General features: G+C 63.6%; 20 protein-coding genes. 16 read left to right on the plus strand and 4 right to left on the minus strand.

The genetic code is table 11. The annotated features are described in order from the left end of the window. The first annotated feature begins 26 nt into the window (after positions 1 to 26). The 16 genes from ACP2YP_RS15430 (at position 27) to ACP2YP_RS15505 (ending at position 14,194) form a co-directional block, all read left to right on the plus strand. Positions 27 to 986: a carbohydrate ABC transporter permease gene (locus tag ACP2YP_RS15430; RefSeq protein WP_426425113.1), complete on the plus strand. Its 960-nt coding sequence runs from the start codon at positions 27 to 29 to the stop codon at positions 984 to 986. Beyond that, positions 983 to 1,936 (plus strand): carbohydrate ABC transporter permease, encoded by a 954-nt coding sequence (locus ACP2YP_RS15435; protein ID WP_426425114.1) that lies wholly within the window; start codon positions 983 to 985, stop codon positions 1,934 to 1,936. Before ACP2YP_RS15430 ends, ACP2YP_RS15435 begins: the two co-directional genes overlap by 4 nt. Beyond that, a complete protein-coding gene (locus tag ACP2YP_RS15440) occupies positions 1,933 to 2,145 on the plus strand; it encodes a hypothetical protein (RefSeq protein WP_426425116.1) in 213 nt (70 codons plus the stop codon). Before ACP2YP_RS15435 ends, ACP2YP_RS15440 begins: the two co-directional genes overlap by 4 nt. Before the next feature lie 6 nt (positions 2,146 to 2,151). Next, positions 2,152 to 3,249 carry an ABC transporter ATP-binding protein gene (locus ACP2YP_RS15445; protein WP_426425117.1) on the plus strand — a complete coding sequence of 366 codons (1,098 nt, stop codon included), beginning with the start codon at positions 2,152 to 2,154 and terminating at the stop codon, positions 3,247 to 3,249. After that, a complete protein-coding gene (locus ACP2YP_RS15450) occupies positions 3,242 to 4,249 on the plus strand; it encodes an ABC transporter ATP-binding protein (protein WP_426425119.1) in 1,008 nt (335 codons plus the stop codon). Before ACP2YP_RS15445 ends, ACP2YP_RS15450 begins: the two co-directional genes overlap by 8 nt. After that, complete coding sequence (dhaL, locus tag ACP2YP_RS15455) at positions 4,246 to 4,860, plus strand: dihydroxyacetone kinase subunit DhaL (protein WP_426425121.1); 615 nt, start codon at positions 4,246 to 4,248, stop codon at positions 4,858 to 4,860. Before ACP2YP_RS15450 ends, dhaL begins: the two co-directional genes overlap by 4 nt. Continuing rightward, positions 4,857 to 5,258, plus strand: coding sequence for a dihydroxyacetone kinase phosphoryl donor subunit DhaM (dhaM, locus tag ACP2YP_RS15460; protein WP_129267357.1), 402 nt, complete (start codon positions 4,857 to 4,859; stop codon positions 5,256 to 5,258). Before dhaL ends, dhaM begins: the two co-directional genes overlap by 4 nt. After that, positions 5,251 to 5,565: an HPr family phosphocarrier protein gene (locus tag ACP2YP_RS15465; protein ID WP_426425123.1), complete on the plus strand. Its 315-nt coding sequence runs from the start codon at positions 5,251 to 5,253 to the stop codon at positions 5,563 to 5,565. Before dhaM ends, ACP2YP_RS15465 begins: the two co-directional genes overlap by 8 nt. Continuing rightward, the gene (gene ptsP / locus ACP2YP_RS15470; protein ID WP_426425124.1) at positions 5,543 to 7,168 is read left to right on the plus strand and encodes a phosphoenolpyruvate--protein phosphotransferase; all 1,626 of its coding nucleotides are present in this window, start codon (positions 5,543 to 5,545) and stop codon (positions 7,166 to 7,168) included. Before ACP2YP_RS15465 ends, ptsP begins: the two co-directional genes overlap by 23 nt. Next, positions 7,165 to 7,596 carry a hypothetical protein gene (locus ACP2YP_RS15475; protein ID WP_426425126.1) on the plus strand — a complete coding sequence of 144 codons (432 nt, stop codon included), beginning with the start codon at positions 7,165 to 7,167 and terminating at the stop codon, positions 7,594 to 7,596. The genes ptsP and ACP2YP_RS15475 overlap by 4 nt, the downstream gene beginning before the upstream one ends. Before the next feature lie 39 nt (positions 7,597 to 7,635). Continuing rightward, on the plus strand, positions 7,636 to 8,625 hold the full coding sequence (gene dhaK / locus ACP2YP_RS15480) for a dihydroxyacetone kinase subunit DhaK (protein ID WP_426425127.1): 990 nt from the start codon (positions 7,636 to 7,638) through the stop codon (positions 8,623 to 8,625). A gap of 414 nt (positions 8,626 to 9,039) precedes the next feature. Beyond that, entirely contained in the window at positions 9,040 to 9,990 is a 951-nt protein-coding gene (locus ACP2YP_RS15485; protein WP_426425128.1) for a PDR/VanB family oxidoreductase, read from the plus strand. Between the two features lie 17 nt (positions 9,991 to 10,007). Further along, positions 10,008 to 11,348 (plus strand): Rieske 2Fe-2S domain-containing protein, encoded by a 1,341-nt coding sequence (locus tag ACP2YP_RS15490; protein ID WP_426425129.1) that lies wholly within the window; start codon positions 10,008 to 10,010, stop codon positions 11,346 to 11,348. Then, a complete protein-coding gene (locus ACP2YP_RS15495; RefSeq protein ID WP_426425131.1) occupies positions 11,345 to 11,821 on the plus strand; it encodes an aromatic-ring-hydroxylating dioxygenase subunit beta in 477 nt (158 codons plus the stop codon). The genes ACP2YP_RS15490 and ACP2YP_RS15495 overlap by 4 nt, the downstream gene beginning before the upstream one ends. Positions 11,822 to 11,828: 7 nt before the next feature. Next, positions 11,829 to 13,445 (plus strand): ATP-dependent acyl-CoA ligase, encoded by a 1,617-nt coding sequence (locus ACP2YP_RS15500; protein ID WP_426425132.1) that lies wholly within the window; start codon positions 11,829 to 11,831, stop codon positions 13,443 to 13,445. A 20-nt stretch (positions 13,446 to 13,465) separates the two neighbouring features. Continuing rightward, positions 13,466 to 14,194: an SDR family NAD(P)-dependent oxidoreductase gene (locus ACP2YP_RS15505; protein ID WP_426425133.1), complete on the plus strand. Its 729-nt coding sequence runs from the start codon at positions 13,466 to 13,468 to the stop codon at positions 14,192 to 14,194. An 80-nt stretch (positions 14,195 to 14,274) separates the two neighbouring features. Here ACP2YP_RS15505 and ACP2YP_RS15510 read toward each other — a convergent pair whose 3' ends face one another. From ACP2YP_RS15510 to ACP2YP_RS15525, 4 genes are all read right to left on the minus strand, one after another. Then, positions 14,275 to 14,757: a MarR family winged helix-turn-helix transcriptional regulator gene (locus tag ACP2YP_RS15510; RefSeq protein WP_426425134.1), complete on the minus strand. Its 483-nt coding sequence runs from the start codon at positions 14,755 to 14,757 to the stop codon at positions 14,275 to 14,277. Beyond that, entirely contained in the window at positions 14,757 to 15,251 is a 495-nt protein-coding gene (locus tag ACP2YP_RS15515; protein ID WP_426425135.1) for a MarR family winged helix-turn-helix transcriptional regulator, read from the minus strand. The genes ACP2YP_RS15510 and ACP2YP_RS15515 overlap by 1 nt, the downstream gene beginning before the upstream one ends. A 155-nt stretch (positions 15,252 to 15,406) precedes the next feature. Further along, on the minus strand, positions 15,407 to 16,972 hold the full coding sequence (locus ACP2YP_RS15520) for an indolepyruvate oxidoreductase subunit beta family protein (protein WP_426425136.1): 1,566 nt from the start codon (positions 16,970 to 16,972) through the stop codon (positions 15,407 to 15,409). Further along, entirely contained in the window at positions 16,969 to 19,128 is a 2,160-nt protein-coding gene (locus ACP2YP_RS15525) for a thiamine pyrophosphate-dependent enzyme (RefSeq protein WP_426425137.1), read from the minus strand. The genes ACP2YP_RS15520 and ACP2YP_RS15525 overlap by 4 nt, the downstream gene beginning before the upstream one ends. Between the last annotated feature and the right edge of the window lie 36 nt (positions 19,129 to 19,164).

Genomic DNA, 19,164 nt, shown 5'->3' on the forward strand with positions numbered 1-19,164 from the left:
CCCGGGTGCCAGGATCGGTCGATGCAATGAATGAATTGAGTGCCTCTTCGCGGATCACCTATCGGGCCGTCATGGTCCGGCCAGGCGTGGCGCGTCGTATCCGGGGCCTGTCGGACAGGACGCTCGCCTGGCTCTTCATCACGCCGACGATCGTGCTGCTGCTGGCGATCAATATCTTCCCGCTGCTCTGGACGATCTATCTGTCGTTCACGAACTACCGCGCCAACCGCGCCAATGTGCCGACGATCTGGCTGGGGGCTGACTGGTACCAGTCGATCCTGACCGATCCCGACATCTGGGCGGCGATGCAGGTCACCGCGCATTTCGTGATCTGGACCGTGGTGATCGAGACCGTCCTCGGATTTGGCCTTGCCTACCTCATCGACAAGAAGTTCCGCGGTCACGGGATTTGGACCACGATCATCCTGCTTCCGATGATGCTGTCGCCGGCCGTCGTCGGCAATTTCTGGACGTTCCTCTACCAGCCCCAGATCGGATTGTTCAATTACGTGGTCGCCTTCTTCACCGGCCGCGCGGCCTCGTCATTCCAGATGCTGGGCGACGTTACGCTGAGCCCCTGGGCTATCGTCATCGTCGATGCCTGGATGTGGACGCCGTATGTGATGCTGATTTGTCTGGCAGGCCTGCGTTCGATCCCGGATTACATCTATGAGGCTGCCGAGGTCGATCGCGCATCGAAATGGCGGCAGCTCTGGTCGATCACGCTGCCGATGGCGCTGCCGTTTATCATGCTGGCGGTGCTCTTCCGCGGCATCGAGAATTTCAAGATGTTCGACATGGTCAATCTGCTCACCGGCGGCGGGCCGGGATCGACCACGGAGGTCGCCTCGATCACGCTCAAGCGTGCGGCATTCGAGAGCTGGCGCACCGGTTATTCCTCGGCCTTCGCGATCATCCTGTTCGTGACGGTCTTCGGCCTCGCCAACATTTATGTGAAGGCGCTGAACAGGGTGAAAAGCCGATGACCTCAGCCACTACAGCCCACTCGGTCGTAGAGCCATCGATATCGACACGACGCTTTGCCGGTTCGCTCGTCGTGCTCTATGCCATCATCACCATGATCCCGCTGGTCTGGATCATGCTCACCGCGTTCAAGTCGCCGGACGATGCGATTTCCTATCCGCCAAAAGTGATGTTCAAGCCATCGCTCGAAGGTTTCTGCAACCTCTTCACGACCCGCTCGCGCCAGACGCCGGAGTTCATCCGCTCGCTGGGACCGCCGCAGGGACTTTGCGACAGCATCGCGCGTAGCCGCAACATGGTGGTCGCCGGCCCATCGAATTATGTGCCGCGCTTCATCAATTCGCTGATCATTGCGTTCGGTTCAACCGTGCTCGCTGTCGCGCTCGGCACCTTGTCGGCCTATGGCTTCTCGCGGTTCCGCGTGCCCCTGAAGGACGATTTGCTGTTCTTCATCCTATCGACCAGGATGATGCCGCCGATCGCGGTCGCGATCCCGATCTATCTGATGTACCGCACCATCGGATTGTCGGACACAAGGCTCGGGATGATCCTGCTCTACACCTCGGTCAACGTCTCGCTCGCGGTCTGGCTGCTCAAGGGTTTCATCGACGAAATCCCGCGCGAGTATGAGGAGGCGGCGATGGTCGACGGATACACCCGCTTTCAGGCCTTCGTGAAGGTGGTGCTGCCGCAGGCCACGACGGGAATTGCGGCGACCGCGATCTTCTGCCTGATCTTTGCCTGGAACGAATACGCTTTCGCAGTGCTTCTCACCTCGGGTAACGCGCAGACGGCGCCGCCTTTCATTCCGATCATCATCGGCGAGGGCGGGCAGGACTGGCCGGCGGTGGCCGCAGGTACGACGCTGTTTCTGGTGCCGATCGTGGTGTTCACGGTGCTGTTGCGCAAGCATCTGCTGCGCGGCATCACCTTTGGAGCGATCCGCAAATGAGTGTCGATGCCACCCCATCCATCGCGCGTCGCGGTCTCGCGGACCGCATTCTGCGCCGCGGTCCGTTAGAGGCCGTAGCGACGACGATCATCGCCGCCGGTGTCGTCATGCTGATGCAGCCATTCTCCCTGTCACTATATTCCTGGTCGTTTGCGACGACCTTGTTCGGCACGGTGATGTTCACCACCGTGTCGAAGGTTCGGGAGTAGGGCGCGATGGCACAGATCAAAGTCGAGGCGCTCGACAAGTCTTTCAGTACGTTTCATGCGGTCAAGTCTGCCAGCTTCACGGTGGAGGACGGCCAGTTCCTTTGCCTGCTCGGACCATCCGGCTGCGGCAAGACCACGACGCTCCGCATGATCGCGGGCCTGGAGCTGCCGACAGCCGGCATCATCCGGCTTGACGGCGAGGACGTGACGATGAACCGCGCATCGGCGCGCGACATCGCCTTCGTGTTCCAACTCTTCGCGCTCTATCCGCACATGGATGTCCGGCGCAACATCGGCTTTCCCTTGAAATGTGAAGGTATCGGTGCGGCGGAGTGCGACCGGCGAGTCGTTGAGGCCGCGCGCATCCTGCGGATCTCGCATCTCCTCGACCGGTCGGTCTCAGGCCTTGCCGGTGGCGACCGGCAGCGGGTTGCGCTGGGACGGGCGATTGTGCGCAAGCCAAAATGCTTCCTCATGGACGAGCCGCTCGGCGCGCTCGATACCGAGATGCGGGAGGCCATGATTCATGAGTTGCGTGCCCTGCATGACCGGCTCGGCGCGACGACAGTCTATGTCACGCATGACCAGCTCGAGGCGATGGCGATGGCCGACAGGATCGCGGTGATGAACAATGGTGTCGTCGAGCAGGTGGCGAGCCCGCGCGACATCTATGACCGGCCAGCATCGCTGTTCGTCGCAGATTTCATCGGTTCGCCGCCCATGAACTTCCTGCCGTTTCGCGGCGGCCTGCAGACCGGCGCAGAGGCGATCCGGCTCGGCGAGCGTGATGTCGCAATTCCTGCCGCGCGCGAGGCGATGGCGGAGAGCGAGCTCGTGCTCGGGGTGCGGCCGGAGCATGTGCGGTTTACCGATCGCGGCATGGTGCGCGGCGAGGTCTATGGCACGGAATATCTGGGCACGACGCAAATTGTGACCGTGTCGACGCACTACGGCGCACTCAAGGCCCGCTCGCCCAGCAGCAGATCCTTTCAGACCGGAGAGACTGTCGGGCTCGACTTCCGGCCCGATACGCTGTCGATCTTCGACAAGGCTTCGGGCAGGGCTATACGCACCGCGCTGCATGATGGAGGCGCGCATGGCTGAGGTCGAGATCAACGCCGTTTCCAAGGCATTCGGCAAGACGCAAGCCGTGAGCGATCTGTCGCTGACAATCGGCGACGGCGAGTTCGTTGCGTTGCTCGGACCGACGGGTGCCGGCAAGACCACGGCGTTACGCCTGATCGCCGGATTGGAGCGGCCGGATAGCGGCTCGATCCGCATCGATGGGCGAGACGTGACCGGTGATGTGCCGGCGGACCGCGATGTCGCCTTTGTCTTCCAGCAATATTCGTTGTATCCGCACCTGACCGTGTTCGAGAACATGGCCTTCGCGCTGCGCGCGCCAACCCGCCGGGTACCCGAGGCCGGCATCAGGACGAAGGTGCACGAGGTTGCGCGTCTTCTTCATATCGAGACCAAGTTGGGCAACAAGGCGACGCAGCTATCGGGCGGGCAGATGCAGCGTGTGGCGATCGGCCGAGCTCTGGTTCGTTCGCCCTCGATCTATCTGATGGACGAACCGCTCTCCTCGCTTGATGCCAAGTTGCGCGGCGAACTGCGTCTCGAACTCAAGCGAATCCAGGTCGAGCTCGGCGCGACGATCCTCTATGTCACGCACGATCAGACCGAGGCAATGACCATGGCGTCGCGCATCGGCGTGATCGAGGCCGGGCGGCTGTTGCAGATCGGATCGCCGCGCGAGATCTATGAGAACCCGATCAACGCGCATGTCGCGGCGCGACTGGGCCAGCCGACGATCAATTTGCTGCCGGCGGCATTGTTCGGCGGCGCGCCGGCTGGCGCTGAGACGGTCGGCGCGCGGACCGAGCACCTGACGATTGTGCGCGGCGGCGGAGACGTGTCGGCGACCGTCAAGCGGGTCGAGCATCTCGGCGACCAGAGCCATCTCCATCTCGACCTAGCCGGCCGGCCGGTTGTGACCCTGGCGGACCCCGAGGCTGGCTTTGGGGCCGGGGATGTGGTGTCGCTCCGTTTGAACAGGCCGCTGTTTTTCGATGCGAAGGGCGGAAGGGTAGCGGCATGAGCCTCGATCGGGTAGCCAGGGAAAAATTGGTGCGAGCGCTGGCAGGATCAGTGATTGAACACGCGGACGAGCTGACGAGCCTCGACCAAGCGATTGGCGATGGGGATCATGGGCTCAACATGAAGCGGGGTTTCGAGGCTGTGCTCGCGACATTGCCGGGCCTTGCCGACAAGTCGCTCCCAGAAATGCTGAAGGCGATCGGAATGACCTTGGTCATGAAGGTCGGCGGTGCTTCGGGGCCGCTGGTCGGAACTTTCTTCATGGAATTGGGCAAGGCACTTCCGGAGCAGCCGATCCGGGCCGATCTCGTCATAGCGACGGAGAAGGCGATCGAGGCCGTCAAGGCGCGCGGCCGTTCCGAAGCGGGGCAGAAGACGCTGCTAGATGTCCTGGTGCCGGTGCACGCGGTTCTGGCGGGAGGCGGCGATGCCAAGGCGATCGCAGCCGAGGCGGCGGAAGCGGCCGATCGCACCACGCCGATGCAAGCGATCCGCGGCCGCGCATCGTTTCTTGGCGAACGTTCCATCGGTCATATGGACCCCGGCTCGCGCTCGGCGTCTCTTCTGATCGGCGCAGCAATTGAGACACTGGAGTTCGAGGTCAATACATGAGCAGTTTACGTCCCGGCAATGTCGGAATTGTCATCGTGTCGCATTCGCCGAAGATCGCGGAAGGCGCGGCCGATATGGTGCGCCAGATGGTCGGAGACGCAGTGCCGCTGGCCTGGACGGGTGGCGACGTCGACGGCGGTCTCGGTACCAACGTTGCAGGAATCCTCGAGGCGATCGAGACGGCCTGGTCACCGGCAGGAGTCGCGATTCTTGTCGATCTCGGCGGTGCCGAGACTAATTCGGAGATGGCGGTGGAGATGCTCCCTGAGGATCGGCGCGCGCGCGTGCTGGTTTGTAATGCTCCGGTGGTCGAGGGGGCTGTGATCGCTGCGACCGAGTCTTCGGGCGGCTCGCCACTTGCCGCCGTCAAGCGCAGCGCGGAGGAATTCTATGCATGATGCCAACGCCAACCGGGCGGCTCGGACTTTTGCGCCGCTGACCGCCTCCGCGGTCCTGGTCAATCCGGTCGGCCTGCATGCGCGGCCATCGGTGAAGCTCACGCAATTGGCGAAAGGCTTTGCCGCAAAGATCGAAATAGCGCTTGCCGCCGACGGACCCTGGACGGACGCCAAGAGCCCGGTAAAGGTGATGCGTGTGAAGGCGCCGCAGGGCGCGACGCTGCATTTCCGCATCGCTGGTCCTGATGGCGAGGCGGCGCTCGCGGCCATGCTGGCGCTGGTGCATGACGGTTTCGGCGAGGCGTGAGATCGTGGGCGAGATCCATCTCACCGGCCATCCCGCCTCACCAGGCCTCGCCATCGGCCCGGTCGCCGTGCTGACGAGTGCAGTGGCCAGCAGAGCGGCGAAGGGCGATCCCGATCACGAGACCGCAGCGCTGAAGGCGGCGATCGAGGGGGCCGCAGCGGAGCTCGCCGAACTGATCGCGACGGTTCACGGCGAGGCTGCGGAGATCCTGGAGTTCCAGGTTGCGATGCTGGGCGACGATGCGCTTGCCGAAGGGGCTTACGAAGCGGTTGCGGCCGGTGCGGCCGCCGATGAGGCCTGGCGCGCAGCGCTCGACGGGGAGATCGCCGGCTATCGCGCGGCGGAGGAGGAGTATTTCCGGGCGCGTGCTACGGATCTGGTCGATATCCGCGACCGCGTGCTCGCACTGCTGAATGGTGCTGATACGATCGCAAAGATCTCCGGCGATTCCGTCGTTATGGGTGATGACATTTCGCCGTCGACATTTCTGGCCGTCGACTGGACCCGCGGCGGCGCAATCGCTCTGGCCGCGGGATCGCCGTCGTCGCATGTCGCAATGCTCGCGCGGGCGCGCGGGGCCCCCATGGTGGTCGGATTAGGTCCGTTGCCATGGAACGGACAGCCGCCGTCATTGGCGCTGGTCGACGGCGACGCCGGCACCGTGATCTTTGATCCCAAGCCCGAAACGCGCCGCCTCTTCGAGCGCCGCATGGCCGCCGCGAACGCCGCACAGATCGCTGCCGACGCCGGCCGCCTCAAACCGGCGCTGACGGCCGACGGCCGACGCATCGCCGTCCTCCTCAACGTCGCCGCGCCGGAAGACCTCACGGGCCTCGATCCCGCTATTTGCGACGGCATAGGCCTCGTGCGGACGGAGTTTCTGTTCGAGGGATCGAGGGGCATGCCCGACGAGGATGCGCAATATGCGGTCTATCGGCGCATTCTCGACTGGGCCGCAGAACGCCCGGTGACGATCCGCACCCTCGATGCCGGTGGCGACAAGCCGATCGCCGGCTTGACGATCGATGGCGAGCGCAATCCATTCCTGGGCGTTCGTGGGATCCGTCTCTCGCTTGCGCGGCCGGAGGTGTTTCGTGTGCAGTTGCGGGCGCTGTGCCGTGCGGCCATCTATGGGACGCTGAAAGTGATGCTTCCGATGATCACGGTCCCCGCGGAGCTCGACCGGGCCAACGCCATACTGGACGCCGAGTTCGAGGCGCTCAGGGCGGAGGGCATCACCTGCGCCCGGCCGCCTCTTGGCATCATGGTCGAGGTCCCGGCGGCAGCGCTATGCGCCGAGGACTTTGGCGCGGCGTTCTATTCCATCGGGTCGAACGACCTGACCCAGTACACAATGGCTGCGGCGCGCGACATCGGCGCTGTCGCCGACCTCAACGATGCCGGCCATCCGGCGGTGCTGGCGCTGATCGCGCGGACAGTCGAAGCCGGGCGCAAGCGCGGCCTCGAGGTCTCGCTCTGCGGCGACGCCGCAGCCGATACGCGCCTGACGAATGCGCTGCTGGCGACAGGCCTGACGAGCCTCTCGGTCTCGCCGATTGCGGTGGCGCGGCTCAAGGCGGCCATCGCCGGGGTGACCGCATGACCGACGATGCGGCCGAAGACACGAGCCGGCCGGGCGACAGCAATGTCGCGGATTACAAGCTCATCCTGCGGCGGGCTCTCGACAACCGGCCATCCGGGACGCGGCTGAAGCTCGCGGCGGCGCTCGGCAAGAACCGCTCCTTCGTCAGCCAGATCACCAATCCGGCCTATCTGGTGCCGATCCCGGCGAAGCATGTCGCGATCATCTTCGAGGTCTGCCATCTCTCCGGCGCCGAACGTGCGGCTTTCCTCGCAGCCTATGGCCGCGCGCATCCGGGACGGCTACGCGGTGCCCACCGCGAGGCGCACACGCGCACTGTGACAGTGACGGTACCCGATCTCGGTGACGACAGGAAGAATCGCGCCCTCGAGCAGCTCATCGTCGACTTTGCGGCTCAGCTTGCGCGCTACGCCGAAAGCATCGGCTGACGAATTCGGACTGCAAAAACAGACAACCGGGAGGACGCTATGAAAAAGCTGATCAACAGCACCGATACGGTGCTCGAAGAGAGTCTCGACGGGTTGGCGGCCGCGCATGCCGATATCCTGCTTCTCGGTGCCGAGCGCAAGTTCGTACGCCGCCGCACCCTGAAGCCGGGCAAGGTCGCGCTCATCTCAGGCGGCGGCTCGGGACATGAACCGCTCCATGCGGGCTTTGTCGGCGTCGGCATGCTCGATGCCGCATGTCCGGGCCAGGTCTTCACGTCGCCGACGCCGGATCAGATGATCGAGGCGGCGGAAGCTGTCGACACCGGAGCAGGCGTGCTCTTCATCGTCAAGAACTACGAGGGCGATGTGATGAACTTCACCATGGCCGCCGAGATGGCCGGCCGCGAAGTCGCGAGCGTGGTGACCAACGATGATGTCGCAGTAGAGAAATCGACCTATACGACCGGCCGTCGCGGCGTCGCAGGCACGCTGATCGTGGAAAGGATGGTCGGCGCCGCGGCCGAAACCGGAATGCCGTTGGCCGCTCTCAAGGCGCTCGGCGATGATGTCAATCGGCGCACCCGCTCGATGGGCGTGGCGCTCCTGCCGTGCACCGTTCCGGCGGCGGGCCGACCGAACTTCACCCTGGCTGACGACGAAATGGAGATGGGTGTCGGCATTCATGGTGAGCCGGGTCGCCGCAGGGTGCCGCTGGCATCTGCCGATGCGATTGCTGCCGAGATGCTCAATGCGATCTTGGGGGATCTCGCACCGAGCAAGGGCAGCGAAGTCCTGCTTCTGGTTAATGGGTTCGGTGCAACACCGCTGATCGAGCTCTATCTGATGGCCAACAGCGCCAAGCGGATTCTGGACGGCGCTGGGATCACGGCCACGCGATTCCTGACAGGATCTTATGTGACGTCCCTCGACATGGCCGGTGCCTCGATCACCGTCTCCGTGCTCGACAGCCAGGCGACAAAATTATGGGACGCCCCTGTGCACACCGCAGCTCTGCGTTGGGGTGTTTGATCCCAGCTCTCGGCTTGGTTTTTCGTTACAGCCGGAGACGCATCGATTCGGCTCCGCCGAGGCAAGCCCTGCTAGAGGCGCGCTCCTGATTGGGCTCGATTGATCGAAACTTCCCCATGATGGATTGGAGCGAGAACGCAAGTGTTTCAGTGAGTTAGAGGCCGCGTGTGCGCGGCATGTGCACCGGAAGATCAAGAAAAATCGATTGATTGCATATTTGGGCGCTCGCCCTTTGGAGTGATCCGACATCCGCTAGGCCTGGGCAACCTCTCAGAGCCGGGTCAGCACCAACCTCCCTGCACCGATGAGACGTGCCTCGGACGGCAAGCCGAGCCTTAGCCTGTATCGGCGATTGACAGCCAATTATTACATGTCTAAAAATATGCAAATTCATATAATATGTGAGATGCCTGAATGGACGCGCATCCGCTCAAGCTCAAGGTGAGGTCGTGTGCCGCGGAGACGCCGTTCATACGGAGCCTTGTGTTTGACGTGGAGGACAGTGTCGTGCCGCGATGGCAGGCAGGCGCACATATCCGCGTGGCGCTGCCGAATGGAGGAGACCGGCCGTACTCGCTGATGGCTCTGCCGGGCCTCCCAGAGGGTGTACTGGCGCTCGGGGTGCTGCGCGAGGAAACTTCGACCGGCGGCTCGCAGTTCATGCATGCGCTGAAAGTCGGCGATGTCGTGTACGCGAGTGCGCCGGTCAGCAATTTTCATCTGCATGCGGGAGCAGCGCCCGCGCTGCTGTTTGCCGGCGGCATCGGTGTCACGCCGATTCTGTCGATGGCGGCGGAGCTCACGGCCCGCGCAAGTCCGTTTCGCCTGTATTACGCCGGCCGCACGCAAGGACTGCTGGCGTTCCTGCCGCAGTTGCAGGAGATCTGCACCACGGGTCTGTCCATTCACTACGACAGCGACGGATCCCGCCTGGACATTGCAGCGGCGCTCGGCGATGCGGCCGCAAACTCCCACATCTACGTCTGCGGTCCGGCAGGGATGATCGAAGCGGTGAAGGCGGCCGCGCTCGCCGAGGGCGTCCCGGCGGAGCGCATCCACTACGAGCTCTTCAAGGCGGAGCAGCCGTCCTCACCCGACTTGCCGTTTGAGGTCGAGATCCGATCGACCGGACAGGTTGTCAGCGTCGCAGCCGGTCAGACCATCATCCAGGCGCTGGAGACGGCGGGTTTCGACGTGCTCTATGACTGCCGGCGCGGCGATTGCGGCATCTGCCAGTGCGGCGTGATCGCCGGCGTGCCCGACCACCGCGACGTCATCCTCAGCGACGACGAGAAGGCGTCCAACAAGGTCATGCAGATCTGCGTGTCACGCGCGAAGTCGGAGCGTCTGGTGCTGGATTTATGAGGGAGGCGAGGGACGCCATGACGAAATACGGACGGAATGCCCACGCGATCGCGGCGCTGGTGCGCGAAGCCGAGGTGCATCGCGACGTCTATGTCGACCCCGAGATCTTCGCGCTCGAGATGGAGCATCTGTTTCCGAACAGCTGGATCTATGTCGGGCATGCGAGCCAGTTGTCGAAGCCCGGCGATTTCATCACCGCCAATATCGGCCGGCAACCGGTGCTGGCGAGCCGCCATACCGACGGCTCCATCCACGTCTTCTACAACCGCTGTCCGCATAAAGGCGTGAAGATCGCTTCCGAACCTTGCGGCAACACCGGAAAGTTCTTCCGCTGCCCCTATCACGCCTGGTCTTTCAAGACCGACGGCTCGCTGCTCGCGATCCCCCTGAAGAAGGGTTACGAAGGCACCGGCTTCACCGACACGCAGGCGAACGAGGGACTGTCGAAGGTCAAGAACGTCGTCATCCATCGCGATTTCATCTTTGCGCGTCTGAGCGACCACGGTGCCTCCTTCGAGGACTACTTCGGCGAGAGCCTTTCAACGATCGACAACATGGTGGACCGATCGCCGGAAGGGAAGCTCGCCGTCGAGGCGGTGCCCATCCGCTACATGCACACCTGCAACTGGAAGATGCTGGTCGAGAACCAGACCGACACCTGCCATCCGATGGTGGCGCATGAGAGTTCGGCCGGCACCGCGGTCAAGGTCTGGAAACGCGAGCAAGGCGATTCCACGGAGACGCCGATGGCGGTGCAGCTCTACGGTCCCTTCATGAGCCCGTACGAGTTCTACGAGCAGAGCGGCATCAGGATCTGGCCGAACGGCCACGGCCACACCGGCGTCGCCAACTCCATCCATTCGAACTATTCGGACATCCCGGACTATCTCGACCAGATGGTCGCGGCCCATGGCGAGAAGCGGGCGCACGAGATCCTCGGTGATATCAGGCACAACACCGTGTATTTCCCGAACATCATGGTCAAGGGCGCCGTCCAGATACTGCGCAACTTCATCCCGATTGCGGTCGACAAGACGCTGGTCGAGAGCTGGGTGTATCGCCTGGTCGGCGCCCCCGACAAGCTCTACGAACGCGCGTTGATGTACAACCGCTTCATCAACGCGCCGACCTCGATCGTCGGCCACGACGACCTCGAGATGTACGAGCGGGCGCAGGAAGGGTTGAAGTCCAATGGTAATCATTGGGTCAATCTGCGCCGGCTCTACAAGAGCCATGAAGAGCAGGATGTCACTGTCGTCATCAACGGCACCTCTGAGCGCCAGATGCGGAACCAGTTTCATGCCTGGGCGAAATTCATGACCATGGACATGGACAAGCGCGTCGAGGCCGCGGAATGATCAACGAGAAGACCATCACGGACTTCGTCTATCGGGAGGCCGAGCTGCTCGACATGATGCAATGGCAGGCCTGGCTCGATCTGTTTCATCCCGAGGGGCGCTACTGGATGCCGCTCGAATGGCAGCAGCAGGATCCGGTGCTCCAGCCGTCATTGATGTACGAGGATTTGCTGCTCTTGAAGGTGCGGGTCGAGCGGCTGGCTGGCGAGCGCACCTTCAGCCAGAAGCCGAAGAGCCGCTGCCATCATCTGCTGCAGGCGCCGCGGATCGTCGCGTGCGACGCTGCTGCCGGCGTGTTCAAGGCGCGGACGTCCTACATCTACACCGAGACACGCGGCGACATGCTGGAGCGCTATTCGGGGTGGGCGTCGCACGATCTCGTTCAGGTCGGTGACGCCCTGAGGATCAGGCTCAAGCGCATCGATCTCGTCAATTTCGACGCACCATTTGGCAACATCCAGCTCTTCATGTGAGACGACCTTGACCGCTGCGACCACCGTCTACGAACGCTTTCGCGAGACCGCCCTCCGACGAGGGGAGGCCGGCTTCCTCAACGTGCTGCCGGAGACCGCCGAGATCTATGGCATCGACGCCGGCGAGATCTCCTATCGCGCCATGCTCGACCGGGTCGAGCGTTGGCGGTCGGCATTTGCGAGCCGAGGCTATGGCGAAGGCCACAGGGTCGGCCTGCTGCTTCAGAACAGGCCGGTCTTCGTCGAGCTGTGGTTCGCGCTCAACGCGCTCGGCGTCTCCGTGGTGCCGATCAATCCGGACCTGCGGATCAGCGAGCTCGAATACATCATTGCGCATTCCGAGATGAACATGGCGTTCGTTCTCGCCGAGCGGCGCGGCGAAATGGAGACGGCGGCGCGTCAAGTCGGTCGACCGATCCCAATCGTGACCAGCGAGGGCGACGTACCTGCGCCATTCGGCGGCGCGCGGCCGGCGAGGGAAGGCGACGGCTCAACCGAATGCGCGCTGCTCTATACGTCGGGGACGACAGGTCAGCCCAAGGGCTGCGTGCTCACCAACACGTATTTCCTGCATTCCGGAAACTGGTATCGCGACGTCGGCGGGCTGATCGATCTCGAACTCGACGGCGAGCGCATGATCACGCCGCTGCCGCTGTTTCACATGAACGCGATGGCAGTGTCGTTGATGGCGATGCTGTCGGTCGGCGGCAGCCTGACGATGCTCGATCGCTTCCATCCACGCACCTGGTGGGCTTCCGTGCGCGACAGCCGCGCGACCTGCCTGCATTATCTCGGTGTCATGCCCTCGATGCTGATGAGCGCGCCGCGATCTGAGCAGGACCGCGCGCATTCCGTGCGCTTCGGGTTCGGCGCCGGCGTCGACAAGCTCCTGCACGCGCCGTTCGAGGAGCGCTTTGGCTTTCCGCTGCTGGAAGCCTGGGCGATGACCGAGACGGGCAGTGGCGGCGTCATCGCCGCCAATGTCGAACCGCGTAAGGTCGGCACCAGCTGTTTCGGCCGGCCGGCTCCGGAGGTCGACATTCGTATCGTCGATGACGGCGGACATGACGCACCGGTCGGGACGCCGGGCGAGCTGCTGGTGCGGCGCGCCGGTGCTGACCCGCGCTACGGCTTCTTCCGCGAATACCTGAAGAACCCGGAAGCCACCGCCGAGGCGTGGAAGAGCGGCTGGCTGCATACCGGCGATATCGTGTCGCGCGATGCGGACGGCGATCTCCATTTCGTCGACCGCAAGAAGAACGTGATCCGCCGCTCCGGCGAAAATATTGCCGCGGTCGAGGTCGAGTCCGTCCTCAACCGCCATCCCGCGATCCGGCAGGCCGCGGTTGCGGCGACGCCCGACCAGGTGCGTGGCGACGAGGTTGCCGCGGTCATCATCGCCGAGCAGGCCGGTGCCGACCGTGCGCTCGCCGAAGACATCGTCCGCTGGAGCCTGGAGCAGATGGCCTATTACAAGGCGCCGGGCTGGATCTGCTTCGTCGACAGCCTGCCGCTGACGGCAACGGAGAAGATCCAGCGTGGCGGGCTGAAGGAGTTTGCCGCGAAGTTGATGCGCGATGGCGCGTTCTTTGATCTCCGCGACCTCAAGCGGCGTCAGGTTTGACACGGGACGAGGAACCGACCATGGGCGAGATCCGTACAACACTCATTACCGGCGGTAATTCGGGGATCGGCGAGGCCCTGGCGGAAAAGCTCGTCGAGAAGGGGCAGCGCGTGGTCTCGGTCGGTCTGGAGAAGCCCACCTGGACGCATGATCTGCTCGCGGCCTATCGCGCCGATCTGACCAGCATCGAGGAGACGCGCGCGATCGCGCAGGAGATTTGTCTGGATCACGCCGTCGATTGCCTCGTGCACAATGCGGGCGTGATCCTGCCGAACCTGCTGCCCGATGCGAGGCCGGAAGACATTCTGATGCTGGCGCAGTTGCACCTGGGCGCGCCGATGCTCTTGACCCAGGCCGCACTGGAAGGGATGCGCGCGCGCCGCTTCGGGCGGGTCGTGTTCGTGAGTTCGCGTGCCGCGATGGGCGCTGCGACGCGCTCGGCCTATTCAGCCACCAAGGCGGGCGTGCACGGCATGGCGCGGACCTGGGCGCTGGAGCTTGCCGGGAGCGGCATCACGGTGAACGTGGTCGCACCGGGGCCGATCCTGACCGACAATTTCTGGGGCATCATCCCAAAGGGCTCCGAGCAGCAGGTGCGGATGGCGCGCAACGTGCCGGTCGGGCGGCTCGGCTCGCGTGAAGACGTGGCGCACGCGATCGAATTCTTCCTGGACGAGCGCTCCGACTTTGTGACGGGTCAGGTGCTCTACGTCTGCGGCGGCACTAGCCTCGTCGGCCTCGGGCCCTAAGCATGATCCGGACCCGGAGGGCCGCGTTAGCGCAAAGTGTGCAGCGGTTTTCCGAAAAGGATCATGCTCAAACATCAACGTCAGATCTGGTTCTGGCGGATGTTGTCGACCATCTTGGCGAGCACGCGCGCGCACACCTCGATGTCGTCGGCGTCGATGCCTGCGGTCAGCCGGTCATGGTTCTTTTCCATGATTGGCCAGACCTTTCGCAGCAGAGCCTCGCCGTCCGGCGTCAGTCCCACGACCCGGCGACGCTGGTCCTCTTCCGCGATCTCGCGCTTGACGAGGCCCGATGACACCATGGTCTCGACCATACGGCTCGCGGTCGACTGTTCGGTCACCGCAAGAACGGCGACCTCGTTGACGGTGAGGGTCTTGTGGATGAACAGGACCGACAGCGTTCGGAACACGACATTGTTGATGCCGTGCTCGCTCAGGTCGCGATTCTGATCGAGATTCCAGCGATTGGCGAGCCGGTTGAACAGATACGGTATGTAGGATTGCAGCTGGTCCCTGGTCCTCGGCGGACCCGACTTCCACCTGCTTTTGGATTCTCTGGCCATTATTTCTTGCGACTTTGCTTCTTGCTCTCGGTGCGAATTTTCGAGGCGAGGGACTTCAAAACGGACAACGTGGTGTCCAGCTCCCGCACCGGGATGTTCTCCAGGCGCTTGCTGAGATGCTTCTTGTGCACGTCGGCTGCCTTTCTGAACAACGCTTCGCCCTTGGGCGTCAGGCGGACGATGAACGACCGTCGATCCTCGCTCGACATCTCCTTGCTGATGAGGTCGTCAGCGAGAAGACGCTGCACCAGTCCGGAGACGTTGCCGCCTGATACCTTCAGGTTCTGCGACAGCTGCCCGAGGGCCATGCCATCGGGATAGCGATCGAGCTGGGCCAGCACGTCGAACTTCGCGAGCGAGAGCCCAAATTCCGAATTCAGCATCGAATTCAACGACGCGAAGATCTCGCCATGCAGCGACAGCAATTGGAGCCAGAGCCGGGTTTCGACCTGGCCGAGGACGGGAACGATGTTCTCTTTGAGTGCTGCCGGCATCGCATGACCATCGAGTACAAGGTGTCTCGTCGATTGAGGGGATTATCGCGGGTCTTTTGCTCCGATTAGCGGATCGGGAATCGTAGTCAAGATGCTCGATCCTGACGCCCTGCGGGGCGAACGGCAATCCAGTCCTGCGTCCCGCTGCGACGGAATCATGCAAAAGTCTTGATGGTCTGGATCACGCCATCGAGCTCCTTGCCGGCGCTGTCCTTCAGGGCGGCCTCCCGCAGGCGGCGTGCCCAGTCGGCGGCATCATCGCGTCGCTCGACCAGCTTGATCGCCGCCAGCGTCTTGTCGAACTTCGACAGACCCCGGCTGTGGGTATCGGAATAGCCTTTCACCAAGCGGCGGCATTGCAGGATTTCGACACCGAGCTGGTAATTGGCGCCGACCGCGGCTGTCGCGGCCTTGAGCCATTCGTCCCGGTGAGCCGTCTCGACGGCGTGGCGCAGCGAGCGGCGGCGCAAGCCGCGCATCCCGCCGACGACATAGAGCGCCAGGAACCAGGGCAGCGAGTAAGTCCGCACCCGGCGTCCTTTGTTGACGCGGCGATCGAGCCAGCCGAGGAGGCGCGGCCTCGCGCCCAGCCAGCGACCGAAGCCCACGGGCAGCATGCCCATGACCTCCTCCATGCGGGGATGCATGAATTCGGTTGTGTGAAGCACCTGTCCTTCCGACATATCCAGCTCGTTCTCGATGCGCGCGCGACGACCGGCGCGGGTCTTGAGGTCGGCGACGCGGATCACGTCGTCATAGGTCATGGCGTTGGCGAGGTATTTTGCCGCGGTCTGCGTGAAAGCATAGGCCCGTGAGCCGCCGCCGGCGCTTCGGTCGGCCGCGTGCAGCGTCTTGAGAATGTCGAGATATTCGCCCCCGTAGGCGACGTCCTGGAAGTCTACGACCTTCCTCAAACCGGCGCGCGCCATGGTGAGCGCGGGCTCGGGCAGCTCCTCGTTCAATCTTGCGACGAGCGGGCCGAGATGCGGATCGGACGTTGTGGAAGAGGGGATCTTGTCAGCCGGTTTAGCTTGCGCCGGTGCCGCAACTTCGGCCGGTCCGCTCTTGACCCGGTCGAAGGCGGCCTCAAAGGTCTCGACGCTCGCCTTCGCGCCTTTGCCGCCTGCGCGGATGACATCGAGATAACTGTCGCGGTTGAAAGGCAGCACACTCGCCGCGGCGAGCGCGCCGAACATCGCGGCCGAGATGACGCTGCCATGCGCGATCGCCAGCGCGTTCAGGTCGAAGATGATCTCGGTCTTCGCCGCAATTCCGATGGCGCTGGTGACGGCGCCTCCGTCGGCAATGCCGTTGCCCGGCGTAATCTTCTCGCCGATCGCAAACGACCGATGGTTGGATGCGATCAGCGTGGTGCGATCCGGCGTCACGAGGCCGCGCAGGATCGACCGGCCGGCCTCCATGAACTCGGCCGCCATGACGACATCGACATCGCCGGGCGTCGGCATCAGCGACAGAATCGGCTTGCGGCCATCAAGCGGCGGCATCGCCTCGATGTAGTAGATCGTGGCGCCGGTGCGCTGGGCGACGCCGGGCACCGAGGTCGACTGTGCGACCCAGCCATGGTTCTCGGCAAGCTGGACGATCCAGTCGGTCAGGACGCCGCCGCCCTGGCCGCCCATCGCAACGATTGCGATCGAGATCGGCCGCTCGGTCGCGTCGCCTGCGGCAGGGAGGGCCAGTCGGACCGTTTCGTCTCTCATGCGATCGCCTCGAGCGCCGGCCGCCGGCGGTCACGCCGCCGCTGCAGCCAGCCGATCACGGTCATGGCAACCCTGGATTTGAAGACGTCCCAGCCGGTCGGATTGTGAATGACGTCGGCGCGATAGAACGAGGGGCAGAGCACAGCGGCTTCGGCGACCTCGCCGCAATTTCCGCATCCGACACAGGAATTGTCGATCGCCGCGACGGGATCATCGCGCAAGGGATCGTCGAGCTGCTTCACCGACAGCGACGGGCAGCCCGAGAGCCGGATGCAGGCGTGGTCGCCCGTGCACACGTCCTCGTCGACGCCAAAGCGCTCCTTGACGGTGCGGATGCCGTCCTTGATCGCCTTGTTCATCTGCGGCTTCACGCGGCGCTGCTTGTTCAGCATGCATTCGGAAGAGGCGACGATGACCTTGGGGCCTTCGTCCTTGGTCGTCAGCGCTTCCTTCAGCGTGTCGCGCATCTTGCCGACGTCATAGGTGCGGTCGAGCTGACGGACCCATTGGCCGCCGATGCCCTTCACGGCCTTGACGATCGAATTATTGGTGTCGCGCCGCTTATTGATCGCGCGCGACGACAGGATGTCCTGACCGCCGGTCGCCGAGGTGTAGTAATTGTCGACGATGACGAAGACGCCGTCATGCTTGTTGAAGACGGCGTTGCCGATGCCGCTGGTCAATCCGTTGTGCCAGAAGCCGCCGTCGCCCATCACGGCGATCGAGCGCTTGTCGGCTTTCACGTTGAAGGCCGAGGTCGAGGCCGGGCCAAGGCCGAAGCCCATGGTCGTGGCGCCGATGTTGAACGGCGGCAGAATCGAGAACAGATGGCAGCCGATGTCCGCGGAGACATGGTGCTGGCCGAGTTCTTCCTCGACGAGCTTCATGGCGGCGAAGATCGGCCGCTCCGGGCAGCCGGTGCAGAGTCCGGGCGGCCGCGCCGGCACGACCTGCTTGAGCTTCTTGACGGCGGGGTGATTGAGCACGGGAGCGGCGTCCGGCGCCGGCGGCCGGTTGCCGAGCAGTCTCGGCTCGGTCTTCTCCAAAAATTCTCTGACGCCGCCGAGCAGGACCTGCGCCGTGTAGTCGCCGCCCATCGGCAGCACGTCCTTGCCGTGGACACGTGCGTTGAGGTCCTTGCGGCGCAAGACTGTATTGATCGCCTGCTCCAGATACTCGGGCTGGCCTTCCTCGACGACGAGGACGGCGTCCTTGTCGAGACAGAATTCCGCGACCTCGGTGTCGATCACGGGGTAGGTGACGTTCATGACGTAGAGCGGGACCTGCGTATCGCCGTAGGCATCCGAAAGACCGAGATATTGCAACGCGCGGATGACATTGTTGTACATGCCGCCTTGCATGATGATGCCGACCTTGCCCTGCTTCGGCCCCATCCATTCGTTCAGCCTGTTGTCCCGGACGAAGCCGATCGCCGCGGGCATCCGCGTCTTGATCTTCTCCTGCTCATGCTCATAGGCCGCCGGCGGCAGCACGATGCGGTTGACGTCGCGTTTGGGATTGTTGAGCGCGTCCTTGATGGTATGGGCGGGCTTGACATTGTCCTTGCAGGCGAAGCTGCCATGCATGTGACAGGCGCGGACGCGCACCTCCAGCATCACCGGGGTGTTCGAGACCTCGGAGAGCTCAAAGCCCTTCTCGATCAGATTGACGATGCACTCATGATCGGGGCGCGGATCCAGCAACCATATTTGCGACTTCATCGCGAAGGCGTGGGTGCGCTCCTGCATGATGGAGGAGCCCTCGCCATAGTCCTCGCCGACGATGATCATGGTGCCGCCGGTGACGCCGCCCGAGGCGAGGTTGGCGAGCGCGTCGGAGGCAACGTTGGTGCCGACGGTCGATTTCCATGCGACCGCGCCGCGCAGGGGATACATGACGGAAGCCGACAGCATCGCCGCTGCTGCCGCTTCATTGGCGGAGCTCTGAAAGACGACGCCGAGATCGTCGAGCACGTCCTTGGCGTCGGCCAGCACGTCCATCAGGTGCGAGATCGGCGACCCCTGATAGCCGCCGACATAGGCGACGCCCGACTGCAGGAGTGCCTTGGTGATGGCGAGGATGCCTTCGCCGCGGAAGGTGTCGCCGTCGCCGAGCCGGAGATCTTCGACCTCGCGAGCAAAGGACCGTTCAGCCATTGCACCCTCCAGAAATATGCGTTAGCATACGTTTAT

This window comes from Bradyrhizobium genosp. A, assembly GCF_049949275.1.
Classification (GTDB): Bacteria; Pseudomonadota; Alphaproteobacteria; order Rhizobiales; family Xanthobacteraceae; genus Bradyrhizobium.